The sequence below is a fragment of the Christiangramia qingdaonensis genome, assembly GCF_048381525.1.
GTDB lineage: Bacteria > Bacteroidota > Bacteroidia > Flavobacteriales > Flavobacteriaceae > Christiangramia.
Window position 1 is genome coordinate 359,482 of sequence record NZ_JBLWIM010000015.1, and the last position, 21,336, is coordinate 380,817.

Annotated in this window: 22 protein-coding genes and 1 riboswitch; of the genes, 13 read left to right on the plus strand and 9 right to left on the minus strand. The window is 38.1% G+C overall.

Features of this window, described 5'->3' with window-relative positions:
* The coding region (locus tag ACNI3T_RS13040) for a hypothetical protein (protein ID WP_418228169.1) at positions 1-412 on the minus strand (412 nt) is incomplete at its 3' end.
* A complete protein-coding gene (locus ACNI3T_RS13045; protein WP_418228170.1) occupies positions 399-908 on the minus strand; it encodes an RNA polymerase sigma factor in 510 nt (169 codons plus the stop codon). The genes ACNI3T_RS13040 and ACNI3T_RS13045, both read right to left, overlap by 14 nt.
* Positions 909-1,043: 135 nt before the next feature.
* Between ACNI3T_RS13045 and ACNI3T_RS13050 the strand changes: the two genes are divergently transcribed.
* Positions 1,044-2,549, plus strand: coding sequence for a S41 family peptidase (locus ACNI3T_RS13050; protein WP_418228171.1), 1,506 nt, complete (start codon positions 1,044-1,046; stop codon positions 2,547-2,549).
* A gap of 71 nt (positions 2,550-2,620) precedes the next feature.
* Here ACNI3T_RS13050 and ACNI3T_RS13055 read toward each other — a convergent pair whose 3' ends face one another.
* Together ACNI3T_RS13055 and ACNI3T_RS13060 are read right to left on the minus strand one after the other, a co-directional pair.
* Positions 2,621-3,697, minus strand: coding sequence for a YncE family protein (locus tag ACNI3T_RS13055; RefSeq protein WP_418228172.1), 1,077 nt, complete (start codon positions 3,695-3,697; stop codon positions 2,621-2,623).
* 2 nt (positions 3,698-3,699) lie between these two features.
* On the minus strand, positions 3,700-5,529 hold the full coding sequence (locus tag ACNI3T_RS13060; protein WP_418228173.1) for a TonB-dependent receptor plug domain-containing protein: 1,830 nt from the start codon (positions 5,527-5,529) through the stop codon (positions 3,700-3,702).
* A gap of 32 nt (positions 5,530-5,561) precedes the next feature.
* Positions 5,562-5,773: riboswitch (cobalamin riboswitch) on the minus strand.
* 69 nt (positions 5,774-5,842) lie between these two features.
* Here ACNI3T_RS13060 and ACNI3T_RS13065 point away from each other — a divergent pair.
* From ACNI3T_RS13065 to ACNI3T_RS13105, 9 genes are read left to right on the plus strand one after another with little or no spacing between them, the layout of a single operon-like run.
* A complete protein-coding gene (locus ACNI3T_RS13065) occupies positions 5,843-6,976 on the plus strand; it encodes an ABC transporter substrate-binding protein (protein ID WP_418228174.1) in 1,134 nt (377 codons plus the stop codon).
* Positions 6,976-8,007 carry an iron chelate uptake ABC transporter family permease subunit gene (locus ACNI3T_RS13070; protein ID WP_418228175.1) on the plus strand — a complete coding sequence of 344 codons (1,032 nt, stop codon included), beginning with the start codon at positions 6,976-6,978 and terminating at the stop codon, positions 8,005-8,007. The genes ACNI3T_RS13065 and ACNI3T_RS13070 overlap by 1 nt, the downstream gene beginning before the upstream one ends.
* The gene (locus ACNI3T_RS13075) at positions 8,007-8,801 is read left to right on the plus strand and encodes an ABC transporter ATP-binding protein (protein ID WP_418228176.1); all 795 of its coding nucleotides are present in this window, start codon (positions 8,007-8,009) and stop codon (positions 8,799-8,801) included. Before ACNI3T_RS13070 ends, ACNI3T_RS13075 begins: the two co-directional genes overlap by 1 nt.
* 58 nt (positions 8,802-8,859) lie before the next feature.
* Complete coding sequence (locus tag ACNI3T_RS13080; RefSeq protein ID WP_418228177.1) at positions 8,860-10,257, plus strand: DNA recombination protein RmuC; 1,398 nt, start codon at positions 8,860-8,862, stop codon at positions 10,255-10,257.
* Positions 10,258-10,270: 13 nt separating this feature from the next.
* Positions 10,271-11,404: a serine hydrolase domain-containing protein gene (locus ACNI3T_RS13085; protein ID WP_418228178.1), complete on the plus strand. Its 1,134-nt coding sequence runs from the start codon at positions 10,271-10,273 to the stop codon at positions 11,402-11,404.
* 1 nt (position 11,405) lies between these two features.
* On the plus strand, positions 11,406-11,771 hold the full coding sequence (locus ACNI3T_RS13090; RefSeq protein ID WP_322300458.1) for a 6-phosphogluconate dehydrogenase: 366 nt from the start codon (positions 11,406-11,408) through the stop codon (positions 11,769-11,771).
* A 1-nt stretch (position 11,772) separates the two neighbouring features.
* Positions 11,773-12,324 carry an acyl-CoA thioesterase gene (locus tag ACNI3T_RS13095; protein ID WP_418228179.1) on the plus strand — a complete coding sequence of 184 codons (552 nt, stop codon included), beginning with the start codon at positions 11,773-11,775 and terminating at the stop codon, positions 12,322-12,324.
* The gene (locus tag ACNI3T_RS13100; RefSeq protein WP_418228180.1) at positions 12,321-13,274 is read left to right on the plus strand and encodes a bile acid:sodium symporter family protein; all 954 of its coding nucleotides are present in this window, start codon (positions 12,321-12,323) and stop codon (positions 13,272-13,274) included. The genes ACNI3T_RS13095 and ACNI3T_RS13100 overlap by 4 nt, the downstream gene beginning before the upstream one ends.
* Before the next feature lie 26 nt (positions 13,275-13,300).
* Complete coding sequence (locus ACNI3T_RS13105) at positions 13,301-13,780, plus strand: hypothetical protein (RefSeq protein ID WP_418228181.1); 480 nt, start codon at positions 13,301-13,303, stop codon at positions 13,778-13,780.
* On the opposite strand, the gene ACNI3T_RS13110 is transcribed toward ACNI3T_RS13105, so the two are convergent.
* The 3 genes from ACNI3T_RS13110 to rpmH form a co-directional block, all read right to left on the minus strand.
* On the minus strand, positions 13,781-14,179 hold the full coding sequence (locus ACNI3T_RS13110; protein ID WP_418228182.1) for a DUF423 domain-containing protein: 399 nt from the start codon (positions 14,177-14,179) through the stop codon (positions 13,781-13,783).
* A 68-nt stretch (positions 14,180-14,247) separates the two neighbouring features.
* Positions 14,248-17,100, minus strand: a complete 2,853-nt coding sequence (gene carB / locus ACNI3T_RS13115; RefSeq protein WP_418228183.1) for a carbamoyl-phosphate synthase large subunit — start codon at positions 17,098-17,100, stop codon at positions 14,248-14,250.
* A 115-nt stretch (positions 17,101-17,215) separates the two neighbouring features.
* Positions 17,216-17,374, minus strand: coding sequence for a 50S ribosomal protein L34 (gene rpmH, locus ACNI3T_RS13120; protein ID WP_011708966.1), 159 nt, complete (start codon positions 17,372-17,374; stop codon positions 17,216-17,218).
* A gap of 145 nt (positions 17,375-17,519) precedes the next feature.
* Here rpmH and ACNI3T_RS13125 point away from each other — a divergent pair, with 145 nt between their 5' ends.
* Positions 17,520-18,035 carry a tetratricopeptide repeat protein gene (locus ACNI3T_RS13125; protein WP_418228184.1) on the plus strand — a complete coding sequence of 172 codons (516 nt, stop codon included), beginning with the start codon at positions 17,520-17,522 and terminating at the stop codon, positions 18,033-18,035.
* Positions 18,036-18,151: 116 nt separating this feature from the next.
* On the plus strand, positions 18,152-18,859 hold the full coding sequence (locus ACNI3T_RS13130; RefSeq protein WP_418228185.1) for a TlpA family protein disulfide reductase: 708 nt from the start codon (positions 18,152-18,154) through the stop codon (positions 18,857-18,859).
* Here the strand turns inward: ACNI3T_RS13130 and ACNI3T_RS13135 are convergent.
* Both ACNI3T_RS13135 and ACNI3T_RS13140 read right to left on the minus strand, forming a co-directional pair.
* Positions 18,856-19,818, minus strand: a complete 963-nt coding sequence (locus tag ACNI3T_RS13135) for a lytic transglycosylase domain-containing protein (RefSeq protein WP_418228186.1) — start codon at positions 19,816-19,818, stop codon at positions 18,856-18,858. The genes ACNI3T_RS13130 and ACNI3T_RS13135 overlap by 4 nt on opposite strands.
* 10 nt (positions 19,819-19,828) lie before the next feature.
* A complete protein-coding gene (locus tag ACNI3T_RS13140; protein ID WP_418228187.1) occupies positions 19,829-20,509 on the minus strand; it encodes an alpha/beta hydrolase in 681 nt (226 codons plus the stop codon).
* A gap of 110 nt (positions 20,510-20,619) precedes the next feature.
* Here ACNI3T_RS13140 and ACNI3T_RS13145 point away from each other — a divergent pair, with 110 nt between their 5' ends.
* Positions 20,620-21,333 carry a pirin family protein gene (locus ACNI3T_RS13145; RefSeq protein WP_418228188.1) on the plus strand — a complete coding sequence of 238 codons (714 nt, stop codon included), beginning with the start codon at positions 20,620-20,622 and terminating at the stop codon, positions 21,331-21,333.
* Positions 21,334-21,336 lie beyond the last annotated feature (3 nt).

Consider the following 21,336-nt stretch of genomic DNA (forward strand, 5'->3'; position numbering starts at 1 on the left):
CCTGCAAGTAAACAAGGTCTGAGGTGCCTTCATTCATCATTGCTGAAACCATTTTCAAGGTTTGCTTCGTCTTTTCCAAAGCTTGCTCCTGTTCGGTAACAGAACTCATTTCCGTAGTTGTTAATGAGGGTTGTGACTGGTTGAAGTAAAAAAGACCTAAAGCAACGATAATCACCGCAGCTATTGAAGTCCATGCAAACCTGTAGTTTTTCCTTTCTAGTTCTATAGGCTCATTCTCCGTAAATGTTGTTTTAATCTGTTGTGATTGAAATTTGAAAAGCAATGCATACGCTTCCAAATGTTCAGGAATTTCTTCCTGACTAAAATATTCTCTTAATTTCTTTTCTTCGGCAAGAGTTGTTTCACCTTCCTCATACCGACTGAGTAATCTTTCTATTTTATTTAATTCCATAGTTATGTTTTTTTATCAGCTTTTCTCTTATCGCTTTCCTGGCTCTTGAAAGCGAAACGCGTATCGCTGTTTGATGCATATTTGTAATTTCAGCGATTTCATCGTAGTCATATTGTTCCACATCTCTTAGCTGAAAGATCAATTTTTGTTGTTCAGGCAAACTGTCAACAATCCTGCCCAACCATTGCATTTCATCATTTAATTCGATTTCTGTATGTAAAGGAATTTGTTTGCTTTCATAATTCTGATGTACGATTCTCAGATTATTATTCTGTTTAAGTTTTAATTGATCCAGACAGTAATTCTTAGTAACCGTCATTGCGAAAGCTTCTACATTGGCATAATGCTTGATCTTATTCTTTCGGCTCCATAGTTTTAAAATAACTTCCTGGGTAGCATCCTCGGCCGCATCTCTTGATGTAAGAAGCCTCAACGCCAATCGATATATTTTATCCTTTACAGGATTAATATGGCTCAAAAAGATGCGCTCTTGCATTGCTAGATGGTTAGTTTATACTGCCTTGTTATACTTACGACGAATTGGTAACAGATTTGTTACAATAAATTTTTTATTTGCCCGTATGTAAGTAATTTTAGAAAAAATTTAGAAAAATTAATCCTTAACTATATTATGAAAATAAGTAAATACTTAATGCTTTTTGCTGTTGCAGGAAGTTTACTTACCGGTTGTTCCAGCGATGATGATGGATCTGGAGTAACTGAAAAGCCCGTAGAGCCACCAGTAACTGGTGAAACTCCTGAAGAAAATCTTGAATTGGAAATCAAAGATTTCGTTTGGAAAGGAATGAATGAGATTTATGTTTATAAAAGTCAGGTTCCTGAACTTGGAGATAATTTCTTTGCCACTCAGGATGAGCTAAATGAATACCTAATGGGCTTCGATTCTCCTGAAGACCTCTTTTATGATGGTTTAGTGATCGAACAGGATCGATTTAGTTTTATTACAGATGACTATATAGCCCTTGAGAATAGTTTTGCGGGTATTTCTGAAACAACCGGTGTGGACTTTAGACTTTACAGATTTTCCGGTAGTGATGACCTTTTTGGTGTGGTTCGCTATATCATTCCTGGATCAAATGCAGAAAACGCTGATATTGAAAGAGGAGATTTATTTACCGCTTTAAATGGGCAAACGCTGACCGTCGCTAATTACCGCGGATTATTAGAGGAAACGACCCTTACCTTTGGCCTTGCGACTATCGAGGATAATACTGTCACTTCAACAGGAGAAGAAGTAACTATCGATACTCAGGTATTAACAGAAAACCCGATCCTCGTTACCAATGTACTTGATGTAAACGGAACAAAGGTTGGATACATGCTTTACAATAGCTTTGTAGCCGACTTTGACGATGAAATGAACGCTGCTTTTGCAGATTTTAAAGCCGAAGGAATTACAGAATTGATTCTTGACCTACGTTACAATGGCGGTGGTCGTGTGAGTTCTGCTACCAGACTGGCCAGCATGATCACAGGACAATTTACCGGAGAGGTTTTTGCCAAGCAACAATGGAACGCAGATTATCAAAATTACTTCCTGAATAATGACCCAGATAGATTATTTAATAGATTCACTACGACTCTGGAAGGCGGAGAAGCGATCAACAGCCTGAATCTTACAAGATTGTACGCTATTGTATCCAGTTCTACGGCTTCTGCTAGTGAACTTGTGGTTAATGGGCTTGCTCCATATATTGATGTGGTAACTGTGGGAGATCAAACTGTAGGTAAATCTCAGGCATCTGTAACTTTATACGATTCAAGCAACTTTGGTAGAACTGGCGCCAATTCAGATCACACATACGCCATTCAGCCATTAGTATATGAATCTGTAAACTCCAATAACGTAGGTGTTCCGTTTGACGGAATAACTCCAGATACTGAAATTGTTGAAAGTATATCAGATCTTGGTGTTCTGGGAGAACCTTCAGATCCATTACTGAATGCTGCTTTAAGTGTGATTGCTGGAAACAGAAGTATGATTTCAAGTCAGAAAGAATACTGGTATAATGAATTCAGCGAGTCTGGAGTTCAAAAGGCCACCTATCAGAAAATGTATATTGACGAATTACCTGAACTTCCAGGTCAGAATAAAAGATTGGAATTCTCTAAATAATAGAGATCTTAAATTATTAAAAAACCCAGCTCATTGAGCTGGGTTTTTTGTTTTAGATAGAGATGTAAGAATTAATTAAAATAGACTCCGTTAGGATTAATTCCAACTTCGTAAGAGTTGAGAAGACTGCCATTAGAAGCATCATAAACAAAAACCTGCCCGTTACCAGTGAAACTCGCATTCGCTGAAGCACCATATAACATCCCGTTTCTGGCATTAAAACCATATAAAGACTCCACATCTTCCAGTCTGAACTTTGGTCCGGAAGGAAGGTCTCCTCCACTTAAGTATTCATAAACAGCCTTACCTACAGTAAAATAAAACCTGTCATCACTTTGTACAAGGTTACCCGGATGAATGCTCGATGTAGGGAATTCTGCAGAATTCAATATTGCATTCGCATTCATATCGACTACGCTTATACTTCCCGCAGTCTCTACATCTGCATAGGATGGTTTCCCAGCAGATAATACAATTAAGTTTGAACCATCAACAATCATTGAAGTTGGCACGTCTCCAACTTCAATTTCAGTAGACACAACATTTGTAGAGGTATTGATTACAGATATGATATTATTAAAATTATATCCACCTTTATGCGCAGTATATATTGATCCATTACTCGATAGAATTTTCTCCGGTCCTTCTGCAACGGCAATAGAAGAATCAAAAGAATAGTCAGATAAATTAAAAACAGCAATATAAGAATCATCTGGATTGGTGGCATCTCCCCAATTACTCACATATAGTGAATTTCCTGAAACCGTAGCAAATCGCGGATTTTGCAAGTTTTCTGAAAGTTGGCCTACAGTCTCGAAAGTATTGCGGTCTACGATCTCGATCGTATTGGATGCATTTAAGATTACAAATGCCAGCTCTTCAGAAAGGTAAATACTTTGCGCGGTATCCCCTAATGAAGTTCCGTTTACTGAATTAAATATTTCAGACTGAACTTCTCCAGTCTCTTCATCTATAAAGGATACAGTAGAATTTCCAGAACCAAAGTTACCTTCGTTCAATACAAAAATGCCTTCTTCAAATGCTTCTTTATCCTCACCTGGAGGAATTACACAACAATCCTCATCGTCGCTACAGGAGTTCAGTAAAAAAATTAGTGCCAGCAGGCTGAAATAGTGTTTAAAATTCATGGTTAAAATTTAATAGTTAGAAAAGTTTTAAATGATCTCCCTGGCATATATCTGCCTGGAAGACTTTGGTAGTCTTTATTAACAAGGTTATTGACTTCAGCACCTATGCGAATTCCAGGTTTTGTTTTCAATTGCCGGGAAATTCCAAGATCGGCTATGGTGTAAGAATCGAGCTCATAATTATTATCGGCTGAAGTGAAAATCTTCCCATTGTATAATCCCCGAGTAAATAGATTCCAATTTGAGAATGTGTACGAAGCTTGCGCAGTCAATTTATGATAAGGAGTATAGATTAACTGATTTCCATTAGATCTATCTATAGATCTAGTATAGGCGTAATTTCCTGTAAGCTTTAAGTTTGAGGATTTAAAATCTTTCTGCCAGGTTGCAAAAATTTCCAGACCGTAATTGTAAGCAGATTCTGTATTAACAGGTTGCCAGACTCCAGTCTCATTAGGTATCCAGCGTATAAGATTTTCAAGGTCTATATAGAAAACGGTCGCATTGAGTTCTAGCTTTTTCTTTCTGAAATCCACTCCAATTTCAGATTGCACTGAATTTTCTGGTTTCAGATCCTCGTTTCCACCTTGTAACCAGAATAGATCATTCAAGGTTGGAATGCGATAATTCTTTGAAAAGTTGAATCTTAGCAGGTAATTCTCGGTTAGTTGATATTTAGATCCTACAGAGAATAATATAGGTGATTCGAAATCTGAAGTTTCTTCGATACGAAGACTTATATCATATTGAAAATCTCTCAAGGATTGATTGTAAAGTAGTGCAACTCCTGAAGTTTCTCGTTTCTGGTCAACAACCCCTGAACCTTCCGCATCAATTTTAGTATAGTCAGTAATTAAATTCAGAAAAGCATCTTCAAAAATTTCATACTTCAGATCATATTTTATAATACCTGTTTCAGCTGAACCAAAGGAATGATTTATAGAATTTCTATTCTCATAATATTTGAACTCCTCTTTTATCAACGCAAACTTAAGGCTACTGGTGAATTTTCCGAAGAAAGCCTTGTACTCCAGTAAATTCCGAAAGCTTCTATCTTCGTATTTACTATTTGAATCTATAAATACAGTACCAGAAAAACCGCGATTTCCATCGTATAAATTGGAATGAAATTTGACCAGGTGGTCTTCCGCAAGCCAGTGCCCTACTGAAGCATTCAAAGCGATATTATCAAAGTCTCCATTTTCATTTTTAAAATCATCCACTGGATAATCATAATCATTCGCTGAACGTATACCGGATAAAGATATATTCAGAGCTGTTTTGTCGCTAGAAACCTGAGCATTTGCGCTAGCCTGATAAGTATCAAAACTACCTGCACCAGCATATACAAAAACAGAACTCGTGTTCTTGAATCTTAAAGAATTATTTAGATGAATGGTTCCTCCAATTGCACCACTTCCGTATAGAACACTACCACCGCCTGGCCTTAGACTTATATCATCAAAAGCTTTGGAATTGATAGTATTGAAGTCGGTTTGCCCGGTGAACTGAGAGTTTATATTGATCCCATTCCATACCACAGCAGTTTGGGAAGCACCGGTGCCTCTCACAGATGCCGAAGAAACCATCCCAAAACCATTTTCTCTAAAGAAAAAAGAAGAATTAAATTTAAGAACGTTGGTCAAAGCTGGATCACTGTACTGCACGACAGAATCAGCGATCGAATGCAAATGCTGACCAGAATAGTTACTCTTAAGTTTGCTGTCGCTAAGCTCTACCTCTTGTAACCAACGAATAGAATCAGTTTGAGCACGAGCTGAAATACAGCATATGCCAATAAGGATTAAAAAAATGTAGTAAGTTCTGTTCATAATCTGCCGACCTTTATCCCGAAAGTCACTCGATACTAGTCGAAATTCGGGCAGGTCTCCTGGCTTACGTACTACAATTTACCTTCCCGCCTGTTGGCAGTGGTTTGAAGAATAATTGCAGCCACCCAATCGGGCTAAGCTTACAGTTGCGGGAACAGCTCAGGCTATTGAAAAAATCTCTCCTGATTCCCTTTTAATTAACGCAGAAATAAATCGACGTCAAACCAAAATTTCGAGGCGAAAATAAACAATTAAGTTTGGTAAGTCTTTCAAAAATTTAAATAATCTTACTTTTGGTGACCAAATTACATTCGTGAAGCAATTAACATTCATTATCATTTTTATAGCATTCATTTCCTGTAAGGATAATTCATCCCGGCAGGAACCTGGAAACCAGCAAGGTGAAACTATCTCCGTGAAATATGCCCAGGGATTTAGCATTAAATCCTATGAAACTTATAAAATTCTGGAAGTTGCAACTCCATGGCCCGGAGCTAAAGAACCCTTTAAATATCTACTCCACTCCGCAAATGCCACTATTCCTGATAGTATTGACTTTGATGAAAAACTGGAGATTCCTGTAAAAAATATTGTGGTAACCTCTACGACCCATATACCTGCGCTGGAAGCGTTGGGTCTGGAAGATAAATTGAGTGGATTTCCCGGAACTCGTTATATTTCTTCAGAAAAAACGAGAACCTTGATCGATTCTGGCCAGGTACAGGAACTTGGTCAATATGAGAACATCAATACAGAGATTCTTATTGATCTATCACCAGATGTGGTTGTTGGATTCGCAATCGACGCTTCTAATAAAAGTCTTGAAACAATTAAAAATATCGGAATTCCCGTAATTTATAATGGAGACTGGACAGAAAAAACACCACTAGGTAAAGCTGAATGGATCAAATTTTTTGGCGTGCTGTTCGACAAAAATAAGGAAGCAGAAAAAATATTCGATGATATAGAAACTTCCTACCTCGAGGCTAAAGAATTAGCTTCCTTATCTAAAGACAAACCAGTGATCATAGCCGGTTCCATGTATAATGATAAGTGGTACATTCCTTATGGAAATAGCTGGCAGGCGCAATTTATTGACGATGCAAATGGCAATTATCTATATTCTGATACTAAAGGAGAAGGCAGTCTGGCGCTTTCTTTCGAAAGTGTACTGGAAAAAGCTGGTGACGCAGATATCTGGATAAGTTCCGGACAGTTTGAGAGTTATGCTCAACTTGCTGAGAACTCGATTCACTACGATAAATTTAAGGCAGTACAGGATAAAGAGGTTTATTCTGTGAGCTTATCAAAAGGCGCTACTGGCGGAGTTCTTTTTTATGAAGTTGGTCCACAACGGCCTGATCTCATTCTAAAGGACCTGATCACAATTTTTCATCCTGATCTTCTTCAGGATCACGAAAATGTATTTTTCAAACCCCTCAACTAATGTGGAGCAGGAAAAAGTATAGTTTAACCATCGTCTTTCTGGGAGTTGCGCTTCTGTTCTGCCTGCTACTGAATATTAGTCTGGGATCGGTTAGCATACCCTTTTCTGAAGTAATTGCCTCTCTTACTGGTCTTGCGGTAGAAAAAGAAACCTGGAGATATATTATTGTGGAATTCAGATTACCGAAGGCGTTAACAGCGATCATCACAGGATCTGGACTGGCAGTTAGTGGTTTGCTTATGCAAACATTATTCAGGAATCCGCTAGCCGGACCATATGTTCTGGGTTTAAGCAGTGGTGCCAGCCTGGGAGTTGCCATCGTATTTATGGGATCTGCACTATTTGGTGCCGGTTTTGCAACAATTTTATTATCTAAATGGAGTCTCGTCATAGCATCGAGTTTAGGTAGCTTACTAGTTCTACTAGCTGTCATCGTTGCATCACTGCGACTGAGAGACACTATGGCGATATTGATCATTGGCCTTATGTTTGCCAGTTTTACTGCTGCGATTGTTAGCGTTCTGGCTTACTTTAGTCCAGCTGCAGATCTACAGCAATATATATTCTGGTCCTACGGAAGCCTGGGAAACCTAAGTTGGGAAGAAGTAAGTATCCTGGCCATTTTCTGGACCGCAGGCATTCTGATAACTCTGGCTTCCATTAAAAATCTCAATTCCTTACTTCTTGGTGAACAGTACGCAAAAAGTATGGGGACTAATATTAAAAGAAACAGATTCCTGGTAATTTTGGCGACCAGCCTGCTCGCTGGCAGCATTACCGCATTCGCTGGTCCAATTGCATTTATAGGGCTGGCGGTACCACATTTAATAAGACAGATCATCCCTTCTGCAAACCATATTATTTTGTTCCCGGCGATAATTTTTGGTGGAGCTATCTTAATGTTAATATGTGACATTGTCTCTCAGCTGCCCGGTAGTGAATTTAGTTTACCAATAAATGCCATTACTTCGCTTATTGGAGCACCCGTAGTTATCTGGCTTCTAATAAGAAAACGTAGATTTAATTTTTAATGGAGAACAAAAACTCAAATAGCATTTTAAAAACTAGCGGACTCTCCATAGGTTATTCTGAAAGATCTAAGGCTAAGATCATTACTGAGAATATTAATTTTGAGATTGATAAAAACGAACTTACTGCGGTTATAGGAGTAAATGGCGCTGGTAAATCCACTTTACTAAAAACATTAAGTAGATCACTTGAACCTATTAAGGGTGAGGTTATTATAGAAAATAAAAATATAAGTAATATTAGTTCCGAAGAGCTTTCAAAACAGCTTAGCCTTGTTCTTACTGAACAGCATGTTTCAAGAAATTTAAGTGCACGCGAATTGATCGCTCTGGGTCGGCAACCATACACGAACTGGATCGGGAAACTGGATCGGGAGGATAAGGAAGCCGTACAAAAAGCAATTGAGCTTGTCAACATTAAAGAACTCGCAAACAAAAAGTGCTACGAACTTAGTGACGGGCAGTTTCAGAAGGTCTTAATAGCCAGAGCAATTGCACAGGAAACTTCTTTGATCATTTTGGATGAACCCACCACTCATCTTGATATTTACCATAAAGCCTTTATGTTGAAATTACTAAAGGAACTTACAGAAACGACCGGTAAAGCGATCATTTTTGCCACTCACGAGATCAACCTGGCCATACAACTATGCGATAAACTAATCATTTTAAAGGATGGCAAATCATTTACTGGTACACCGAAGGAATTGATGGCCTCTGGTGTATTTGATTCTTTATTTCCTTCTGAACTTATTACCTTCGACAGGCAATCGGCCAGCTTCAGAATAAGTAGCTAAGACCGATAAAAATCTTAAAGAATTTCCAAATTAATTAAATTTAGTAAAACCTCAATTTATGCCTGAACCAGTCTACCTGATAATTATCTGTGTGTTCATTTTCACTTTAGGTTTCTCGCTTGCATACTTTTTGAAAGCTTCAAAATCAAAAGAGGTTATAAAAAACGCTGAATATCAAATTAATCAACTTAAACTTCAGATGGATGATGTTAAGAGGTTTTATGACAGTCAGTTAAATGATAAAAAAATAAACATAGAACTACTCAAAAAGGAAAGCACGGAGAAGCTTCAGAAGAAGGAAGAGCAATTGGAAATTCTTAGAAATGAACGTGGAAAATTACAGATTCTACTTACACAGAAAGAAGCAGAAAACGAGCACCTGTTAGAAAAAAGTAAGACCCTTAAACTCGAAATTGAGAAACTGCATCAAAAATTTAACGAGCAATTTGAAAATCTGGCCAATCGCATCTTCGAACACAAATCTGAAAAATTTACGGATCTGAATCAGAAGAATATTGCTGCAATTTTGAATCCGCTTGATAAAAAATTAAAAGAATTTGAAGATAAAATTAATGATAGCAACCTGGCTTCAGTAAAGAGACATGCAGAACTTGGAGAAAAATTAAGGTTTCTAAATGAGCAAAATATCAAAATAAGTGAGGAGGCGAACAATCTCACCAAAGCTTTAAAAGGGAACACCAAAATGCAGGGAAACTGGGGTGAAATGATCCTGGAGCGTGTTCTGGAAAAGAGCGGACTTACCAAAGGCAACGAGTATGATGTACAGCAAAGTTTTACCACAAAGGAAGGAAAACGTGTAATCCCAGATGTGGTGATCAACCTGCCGGGTGATAAAAAGATGATCGTAGATTCTAAGGTTTCCCTTAATGCTTATGAAAGATATGCGAATGCTGAAGATATCACAGAGCAGTCTGCTCATCTCAAAGATCATTTTATTGCTTTAAAACAGCGCATTCAGGAATTAAGTAAGAAGAATTACCAGATGCTTCACCAGGAAGCAAGTCCGGATTTTGTATTGCTCTTCATCCCTATTGAAGCGGCGTTTGCGGTTGCCAGCAACGAAAACCCTAATCTTTATAACGAAGCCTTTGACCAAAATATCATTTTAGTAACTCCTACCACTCTGCTTGCGGTACTAAGAACCATCGAAAGTATGTGGCAGAATGAAAAGCAAAAGCAGAATGCGATAGAGATTGCAAACCAGGCCGGTGCTTTGTATGATTCATTTACAAATCTTACTATAGAACTGGAAAAAGTTGGCAGACAGATTGGAACAGTTCAAAATTCATATGATGGTGCTATGAAAAAACTTACTGGAAAAGGGAATTTAATTAGAAAAGTGGAGCGTTTAAAAAAACTTGGAGCTAAAGCTTCAAAACAGATCGACCCTAAACTAATTCGTGACTCAAATTCAGAAACTTTGAACGAGAATTAAATATCTTGCAGCCATGAAATTCTGGATCAATTCAATTTTATTCATCTTTTTATGTACCAGCCAGGCGCAAGAGATCTATTTCCCTGCAGACACACTCTGGGAATCAAAGTCACCTGAAATTTTTGATCTTAACCTGGATGCAGCAATAGACTTTGCCAGGAAAAATGAATATACTGGAGCCAGAGACCTTGAACAGGCCATTTTGAAGGGTTTTGAACGGGAACCGTTTCATAAGATCATGGGACCCGTAAAGCGACGTGGAGGCCCGGCGGGAATGATCCTGAAGAACGGCTATAAAATAGCCGAATGGGGCGATGTTCAAAGAGTGGACATGACTTTTAGTGTAACTAAAAGCTTTCTTTCTACTACCGCTTTAATTGCTTTACAGGAAAATATCATTCGTAACATCAATGATACGGTATCAGGATATGTTTGGGATAGCACATTTAACGGTCCACACAACTCTCAAATTACATGGAAACACTTACTTCAGCAAAATTCTGACTGGAGTGGTGAGTTATGGGAGAGCCACGACTGGGCAGACAGGCCCTCGGCAAGTGGAAATATTGATAGCTGGAAATCCCGTAAATTAAATGAACCGGGAACTTTCTTCAAATATAATGATGTACGAGTAAATGTGCTCGCCTATAGCCTGTTGCAGGTCTTCAGAAAACCTTTACCTACCGTTTTAAAAGAACATATCATGGATCCTATTGGCGCATCACATTCCTGGCGGTGGTTTGGTTATGACAATTCCTGGACAACTATCGATGGTTATACGATGCAATCTGTAAGCGGAGGTGGTCATTCCGGTGGCGGTATGTTCATCAATACTGAAGATATGGCCAGATTTGGATTATTATTCATGAATAATGGTGTGTGGAACGATAAAAAACTTCTTGAGAAAGATCTAATTAAGCAAGCCGTAATACCCTCTACTACCAACACCAATTATGGTTATATGTGGTGGCTGAATGCTAAAGGAGACCGACACATGGAAGGTTTGGATAAAGATCTTTTTTACGCAGCGGGATTTGGAGGTAATTTTATCATCATTGACCAGAAACAAAAATTAGTCATAGTGACCCGATGGCTTGAACCTTCCAAACTTGAAGAATTTCTTAACCTGATCTATAAAAATCAATAACATGAAGAAAACACTAATATATATACTAGGCGGAATATTCATCCTATGGCTGCTTTATTATGCATTTGTCTATTTCGTGCCGTATAGCGAAGGAACCAGAAGCGGTGAGCTCATCAAATTCAGCCGTAAAGGAGTGATCACAAAGACCTGGGAAGGTGAAATAAGCCAGGGAATAAGCGGTGCTCAGATATTCAGTTTTTCTGTTCTTGATAAAAATGAAGAAGTGATTAAAGGCCTTCAGGAGTATGAAGGAGATTATGTAAAGCTTACCTACGTAGAACGCTATTCAACCTTCTTTTTCTGGGGAGACAGTAAATATTTCATTACTGAAGTAGAACAATCGCAAAGTCCACATTTTAGAAGATAATATGCAGCAAAATTACAAAAGCGTTGAAGCAAGCCAGGTTGTAATCTCGGAATTGATGCTGCCATCGCACTCCAATTTTAATGGCAAAATACATGGTGGCTATATATTATCCCTCCTTGATCAAATCGCCTTCGCTTGTGCCTCCAAACATTCCAGGGCTTATTGTGTGACCGCAAGTGTGGATACCGTTGATTTCCTGAGGCCTATTGAGATCGGTGAACTGGTGACGATGAAAGCTTCTGTGAATTATGTGGGTAGAAGCTCCATGGTTATAGGGATTCGTGTGGAATCTGAAAATATTCAAACAGGTGACATCAAACATTGCAACAGCTCGTACTTTACGATGGTTGCAAAGGATAAAGATGGGAATTCCATTGAAGTTCCAGGTTTAGTCCTTAAATCTGATGATGAAATTCGGCGTTTTGCTAAAAGTATCAAACGTAAGAAAATGAAGGATTTCAGGGTTAAAGAATTTCATGAAACCGACTTTGCTTCTGAAAAATACTTGCATATCCTGGAAGATCACAAGGCTAAAATTGAGATGCATTCGTGAAATCGAACTGGTTTATCATAGCGATATTTGTTGCGATCGCAATAGCATACTTTCTTCCGCAGGGCCCAGAAATTTTACCTTTAAAAACCATTACCGATATAGGAATTGGACTTATATTCTTTTTCTACGGACTCAAATTATCGCCGGCAGAGTTTAAACAGGGTTTGATGAATTACAAAATTCATATTATTATCCACTTAACAACTTTTGTCGTTTTCCCACTTTTATGTATCGCTTGTCTACCGCTATTTGAAAAGGGGCTACAATCTGAATCCTGGATTGCGCTGTTCTTTCTCGGAACATTACCGTCCACCGTCTCATCATCTGTCGTAATGGTCGCTTTAGCAAAAGGAAATCTTCCAGCTGCAATATTTAATGCCAGTTTATCTGGCCTTATCGGGATTTTCGCAACCCCACTTTGGCTTGGACTGGTTCTGGAAAGCACAACAGATTTCGACTTTCTGAGCGTATTACAAAAATTGATGCTGCAAATTGTAGCACCTCTACTTATTGGATTATTTCTTCAAAAGTTCCTGGGAAACTGGGCTAGAAAACATGGCAAGAAACTTAGTAATTTTGACAAGGCTACGATCATACTTATCATTTATACAAGTTTCAGCAATTCATTTTCCTCGAACATCTTTGCTGATATTAGCTGGAGCGAGATCTTGAAAATGGCAGGAATCGTTATTGTCCTTTTCTTCCTGGTTTACTACGGGACAATGTTCGCCAGCAAGGCACTAAAATTGAATACCGCCGATACCATCACTGCTCAATTCTGCGGAACAAAAAAATCATTAGTGCATGGTTCTGTAATGGTTCGGGTGATCTTTGGAAGTACAGCAAATTCAGGTTTGATACTACTTCCTATCATGCTATATCACTCCACACAACTCCTTTTAATTGCATGGTTTGCTGAAAAATATAGAAGCAGAAAATCAGATCTTTAATAATTGTCCTATTTTTATGCTGAATTATGAAAAACGTAAACTACATTTTCCTTTTTATCAGCATCGTATTATTTAGCTGTAAATCTGAAGTACCTGAAAAAGTTGAAGAAGCTTCAGTAGAAAAACAGGAAATTGCAGCTCCGAAAACCGAAAATATTCAGAAGATCGAATGCTACACTTACCTTAAAAAAAAGGATACGATCTATATGGCTTTAAGGATTAAAGATGATTCTATTGTAGAAGGCGATCTTTCTTATTCACTGTTCGAAAAAGACCAGAACAAAGGTAATATTCGAGGAAGAATTTCCAATGATTCTCTTTTTGCCAGCTATCAATATACTTCAGAAGGAAAGGTTTCAGAAAGAGAAGTATTCTTTTTGAAAAGCTCTGATGGCTTCGTTGAGGGCTTTACAGAAACTGAAGAATCTACTGGAAAAACCAGCTTCAGAAATAAAGATTTTAAGTTAAACTATAGCTACACCTTAAAGCGCACAGATTGCCGATAGTCAGTTATTTATATAGACAGCTATTTCAACAACGTTTATCGTAAAAAAGATCCATCCCAGGATTAGAAACAAACCACCCAGAGGAGTAACCGGACCGAGTATTTTTAGCTTTTTATTGATCGAACTACTATAGGTAAGACCATAAATACTGAAGGAAAATAGCAAGATCCCGATCATAAAAAACCAGGCGGTGAGCTGTTGTCCAGTTTGAGTAAACGGAAACACAATACCGGTAATGATCAATATGATCGCATGATACATTTGATATTTTACACCGGTTTCAAAACTCTTTAATTGATCATCATTAAAGGTTTTTTTAAGAGCGTGAGCTCCAAAGGCTCCTAAGATTACAGCGAGCGCCCCCATTATTCCGCCAAAGATTAAAACGAATTCTTTCATTTTCGACTATTAAAAAAGGTCATTCTTAACATAGAGTTCAGAATGACCTTTTGTTTCTATAAGTTTAATTACTTACTTAAGTACATTTTTCTTCTGGAATATAGATCGTAGAACTCATCGTCCTTCAAACTATCAATGAAAAGGATACTTTCCCCGGTGCTTTTCATTTCAGGCCCAAGCTGCTTATTTACATTATAAAATTTATTAAATGAGAAGACAGGTTGTTTAATGGCGTAACCTTCCAGCTGAGGATTAAAGTTGAAATCCTTTACCTTCTTTTCCCCAAGCATTACTTTGGTCGCGTAATTCACGTAAGGCTCCTTATAAGCCTTCGCGATGAACGGTACAGTTCTCGAAGCTCTGGGATTCGCTTCGATAATAAATACTTTATCATCCTTGATCGCAAATTGAATATTGATCAATCCAACTGTATTAAGCGCCAGAGCGATCTTGCGAGTGTGATCCTTGATTTGCTGCATTACCAGGTCTCCTAAGTTGAAAGGCGGCAACAAGGCATGAGAATCACCAGAATGTATTCCACAAGGCTCGATATGCTCCATGATCCCTATAATGTAGACATCCTCTCCATCACAGATAGCATCTGCTTCAGCCTCGATTGCTCCATCAAGGTAATGATCCAGTAGTAATTTATTGTTAGGAATTTTTCTAAGAAGGTCTACCACATGAGCTTCCAGTTCATCCTTATTGATCACAATTTTCATTCCCTGACCTCCAAGCACATAGGATGGTCTTACCAATATAGGGAAATCAAGTTCTTCAGCAAGTTTAAGGGCTTCGTCTGCATTTTCTGCAGTTCCAAAGTCTGGATAAGGAATATCGTTCTTTTGCAGTAAAGTTGAAAAACTACCTCTGTCCTCAGCAAGATCCAGGGCCTCATAACTGGTCCCCATGATCTTTATTCCGTAGCGATCAAGTTTTTCAGCAAGTTTAAGAGCCGTTTGCCCTCCAAGCTGTACTATAACTCCTTCCGGTTTTTCATGCTGAATAATGTCATAAATATGCTCCCAGAAAACAGGTTCGAAATACAACTTATCTGCCGTGTCGAAATCTGTGGAAACGGTCTCAGGATTACAATTGATCATGATGGTCTCATAACCACATTCTGCAGCAGCAAGTACACCATGAACACAGCTGTAATCAAATTCTATCCCCTGTCCTATCCTGTTTGGCCCGGAACCAAGCACTATGATCTTCTTCTTATCTGAAACTTTGCTTTCATTATCTGTGTAGTACTCTCCATCCTTGGAACGAATTCCTTCCTCGAACGTTGAATAGTAATACGGAGTCAAAGCTTCAAATTCAGCAGCACAGGTGTCTACAAGTTTGTAAACCCGGTTAATCTGTAATTCTTCTCTCTTTTTATAAACTTCACTTTCCAGGCAATCAAGCATATGTGCAATTTGCCTATCAGCAAAACCTTTCTGTTTGGCTTCTAGAAGTAGATCTTTAGGAAGGTTTTCTTTATCATATTTAGTAATCTCCACTTCAAGAGCGTGAAGATCCTCATATTGTTTCAGGAACCACATATCGATCTTGGTGATCTCGTGTATTCTACTAAGTGGTATACCCATTTGTATGGCATCGTAAATCACAAAGACACGATCCCAGCTAGGGTTAGTTAATTTATCTATGATCTGATCATAATCCTTATAACCTTTCCCATCTGCACCCAATCCGTTTCGCTTGATCTCAAGTGATTGTGTAGCTTTATGAAGAGCTTCCTGGAACGAACGTCCAATTCCCATCACTTCCCCTACAGATTTCATCTGAAGACCTAATGTGCGATCTGATCCTTCGAACTTATCAAAGTTCCAGCGAGGGATCTTAACGATCACATAATCAAGTGAAGGCTCGAATAATGCTGAAGTTGATTTAGTGATCTGGTTTTCAAGTTCATCCAGATTATAACCTAAAGCAAGTTTTGTAGCCACTTTTGCAATAGGATATCCTGTTGCTTTAGAAGCTAAAGCTGAAGATCTCGATACACGCGGATTGATCTCAATTGCTACGATATCTTCCTTTTCATCAGGACTAACTGCAAATTGCACATTACAACCTCCAGCAAAATCACCAATACTACGCATCATTTTAATCGCAAGATCACGCATTCTCTGATACGTCTTATCGCTAAGCGTCATCGCAGGAGCAACAGTGATCGAGTCTCCGGTATGGATTCCCATTGGATCCATATTTTCAATGGCACAAATAATTACTACGTTATCATTTTTATCTCGCAGTAGTTCCAATTCATATTCTTTCCAGCCTAATAAAGCTTTATCTATCAACACTTCATGAATTGGAGAAGCTTCAAGACCTCTGGAAAGCATCTCATCAAAATCCTCAGCACGGTGCACAAAACTAGCTCCGCCTCCACCAAGAGTAAAGGATGCTCTAATTACTAATGGAAATCCAAATTCCTGAGCAACTTCCTTTCCTTGCAAATAAGAGGTCACCGTTTTGGCCGGAGCGACTGGCACTCCAAGTCTCCCCATTAGCTGCTTGAACTGCTCGCGATCTTCACAAATATTGATTGCATCGATATCAACACCAATAAGCTTTACATTGAAATCACTCCAAATACCTTTTTCGTCTGCTTCGATACATAAATTCAGTGCAGTTTGACCACCCATAGTTGGTAGAACAGCATCGATCTCAGGATGATCCTTCAGAATTTCAATAATGGATTTTGTGGTAAGTGGTTTAAGATATACATGATCGGCCATGGAAGGGTCGGTCATGATGGTTGCAGGATTGGAATTGATAAGTATGGTTTTAATCCCGTCCTCTCGCAGAGATCTAAGAGATTGAGTACCTGAGTAATCGAACTCACAGGCCTGGCCAATGATAATTGGACCAGATCCAATGATTAAAACGCACTTGATGTTGTTGTTTTTAGGCATGATTAAGATTTGATCGTGTTGTTAGTTGTGTACTATAAAATTAAGAAGCGTCTGGGTATAAAAAAAGGCGTTACTCAAAAAGTAACACCTTTAATATTTCAATTAATGATAATCATTAATGCTTATGTCTGTTTTCAGAAGATACAGATAGTTTCTTTCTTCCTTTAGCTCTTCTTCTAGCAAGGACTTTTCTACCGTTGGCACTTGCCATACGCTCCCTAAAGCCGTGCTTATTTTTTCTTTTTCTTTTGGATGGTTGAAACGTTCTTTTCATTGTGAATATCTTTTATCTTCTAAATTCGTTTATCTGTCTTAAAAACTGCGTGCAAATATACAAAGCTTTTTATGTACTGCAAATACTAAACATAAAAAATTTTAATAGTTTTTACTACCTTTGCCGCCGGAAAACAATTTTATCTATGTTCAACAAGAATATCAAACTATTTATCGCAGGATTACTTATCGTCGTTGCTGTCTGGCAATTTATTGAAGGGGAGATTGGAAATGGAATTGCTCTAATTCTACTTTCCGGGATCTTTATTTTCCTGTATTTTAAGAATGAAATGATACTTCTGGCTTTTCTTAGACTTAGAAAACAAGATTTTCCAGGCGCGAAAAGATGGCTTGATAAGATTAAAGATCCTGAAAAGGCACTAGTACCAAAGCAACAGGGATATTACTGGTACTTGCATGGTCTAATGGTTTCTCAAACCAATATGACGCAGGCTGAAAAGTTTTTCAAACGCGCTATAAAACTTGGACTTTCAATGGATCATGACCTTGCGATGGCAAAATTGAACCTCGCTGGAATCGCAATGACCAAAAGAAGAAAGAGAGAAGCGACAACATTACTGAGTGAAGCTAAGAAACTGGACAAACATGGAATGCTAAATGACCAGATTAGAATGATGAAAGAGCAGATGAAAAAGATCTAATTAAGAGTTTTTTAAAACCTCTTTTCTTTCAACAAATAAATTGGTACTTAAACGAGTATATTTCTGAAACGTCTTTATTCATAATACTTTTAGGGAGTAAGCCCCAAAAATAGATTATGAAGAGACTGTTACTTTTGTTAACGCTTCTTTTTATTACCTCCCATTTATTCGCCCAGCAAGATCTGGACGACAAATATTATTTCACCGAAGCTCTTTTTGAGCATTTATCTGACTATAATAAGAAGGCGGATGCTGCATTTCGAGCTAATAAATATGAAAAAGCCCAGGAGCTCTTTGAAGAGTTTACTTCGGAACAGCTGGCAGGTTCTTACATGAATAATTTTAAGTTTAAGAACCTTCGAAATCGTGAAGTTGAGCTTTACGATTTTAATAAACCAACCTTTCTTATTACTTATGCCAGCTGGTGTATTCCTGCAAAAGGAGAAATTCCTGCAATTAACAAATTAGCGAAAGAATATTCTGATAGAGTAGATTTCGTGGTATTGTTCTGGGATAAGCGTGAAACTGTCAAGAAACTTTCAGATCAATTCAACTCTCAAATTTCTGTAGTATACGTGGATGAATCTGAAAATAACGGTGGTTATGTCGTGAAACAATTGAAACATTCACTAGGGCTCCCAACTTGTTTTTTACTTTCCGAAGATAAGAGGATAACATCTATTCGTAGAAGCGTATTCTCAGGACCTGCAATCGACCTCGAAACGGCCTATCAAAAAAACTACATCGCACTCGAAACCTCTATTTCAAAAAACCTGATTCCCGAGTACGATGAAGTGTATGCTGACAATGTTAGCGTAGACTAATCTAGTTTAGGATACTGACCTGCTTCAGGGATTTCAATATAATAAGTCTTTCTTGACGAATTATTGAGATGATCATCTCTTAACCAGGGGTTATGAATTTTCAAAGTTTTATAATTGATTCCGAATTCTCTTGCAAAATCCGGGAAATTCGCTACAGCAGTGTCTACTTTCACTTTATTTAGCTGAATTGGCGCGTAAAGATCGTCTTCATCGTAATCGAATCCATATTTTTTAGGATTGTTCATAATCTCCTTCAGGGCAAGAATTCTAAAAACATACCTACCAGTCTCTTCTCCTAGTAAAAGCTCATAATATTCATCAACCTTTTGTCTATCCAATTGCTTATCTACACCATACTGCCCGGCATTGTATGAAGCCGCAGCCAATGTCCAGGAACCAAAACGTGCCTTTGCTTTCTTCAGATAATCTGCAGCTACACGGGTAGATTTCTCTATGTTATAGCGCTCATCTACGTTAGCATTGATCTCCAATCCATACTCCTTCCCTGTTCCTTCAAGAATTTGCCAGAAACCCACTGCCTTAGCAGGTGACACCGCCTGAGTCAAACCACTTTCTATAACCGCAAGATATTTGAAGTCTTCAGGGATCCCTTCTTCTTTTAAAACTGGTTCTATGATCGGGAAAAACTTATTAGCTCGTTTTATAAGCAGCAAAGCATTCGATTGCCAGTAGGTATTGACCAGAAGTTCTCTATCCATTCTTTCATAAACATCTGGATCTTCCAGTGGAACGGGCTCACCCGCAAAATCCAGATTTGTTGGCACTGGCAACGCCTTGATTCGGTAGTTGTTTGCAACACTACGATCTTTGATAGTGTCAGCTACTGTACTACCGGACTCAGTTGAATTTAATTCACCATCCTGCACATATGCATTAATACTTACCCCCAGGACCGTAAGAATCCCTACAAATATCAATGCGCTTTTCAATAAATTCATATGTAATTATTTAAGTTCTTTTAATCAATTCTCCGGTTTCGATAATTGCAGGTAGATTTTCGTTAAACCACCTGAATCTGTTTACAACCATAATATGCGTCCCGCCTTTAACGATGATCGCATTGTCAATATTTTTTACTGGAAAAACTTCATCCTGATCACCATGAATATGAATTACCTTCTCATCAGGCTTCTCACACTTCCAGTTCACCATTTGTTTTATGGACCAGTCCAGATATTGCTTGTCTGTAATAGAAATATACTGTTTATATAATTTCGCACGTTTTTTAAGAAATGGTCCAATTGCATACTTCTCGAATTGGTCTACGTAATTCGCAAGACTTGTAGGTACTATTCGAAATAAGCCTGTTCTGGCAGCGAATTTCATATGTGGAGGTAGCTCGTTCGTACATTTTACACTGGATATTATAATAAGCCTCTTCAAGTCCAGAAACTTTGCCATCTCCTGTACAATAACCCCTCCAAAAGAAACGCCTATCAATACAATGTTCTCATGTTTAATAAATTGAAGCATTCTTTTCGAATAATCATCAAGTGATTCATCTGTCTCAGGAATTACCCACTCAAGCAAATGTGTTTCATACTTTTCCGCAGGTAAAATCAGGTTTTCAAAAATTGTTGGAGCTGCTGCCATACCCGGCATGAAGTAAACATGTGTACGCTTCTGCAAACTAATCTTTTTAACATGCGAGTTACATGAAATGCACTCACAAAATCGTAAATTGAACAATCAAAATTAGCCTTTAATCTTAGACTTTCAAATCTTATAACTCATAAATAATGGATAAAATATTTCACGCTGCAGGATCTCGTGGTACCGCTAATCATGGCTGGTTGAACGCTAATTTCTCCTTTAGCTTTGCTAATTATTTCGATCCTAGTAAAACAAATTTCGGACTACTTCGTGTACTTAATGATGACTACGTTAAATCTGGAATGGGATTTGGCACCCATCCACATAAGGATATGGAGATCATTTCAATTCCTCTCAAGGGTGCAATAAAACATAAAGATTCCATGGGCCACACTGCAGTCATTGAGCAGGGCGAAGTACAGGTAATGAGCGCTGGAACAGGTGTGGAACATAGCGAATTTAATTCCTCAAATGAAGAATTAAATATGCTCCAGATCTGGATCTTTCCGGATAAGAGTGGACATGAACCACGGTATGACCAAAAGAATTACAGCAAACAGTTAGATACTGGTGAGTTGGTTACAGTAGTAGCTCCAATGGGTCATGATGATGAAAACGCCTTGAAAATTCATCAAAACGCTTTCCTGTCAATTCAAAAGACCGAAGCTGGCAGGAATATTGAGTATAACTTAAATAACAAGACCAATGGTGTCTATATCTTTATGATAGAGGGAGATTCAGAAATTGATGATTTAAAGCTTTCAAAGCGCGATGCTGTTGGTATTTGGAATACTCCGAAGATAAATGTTGACGTTAAAAATGAATCAACGGTACTTTTTATTGAAGTGCCTATGAATTAATTC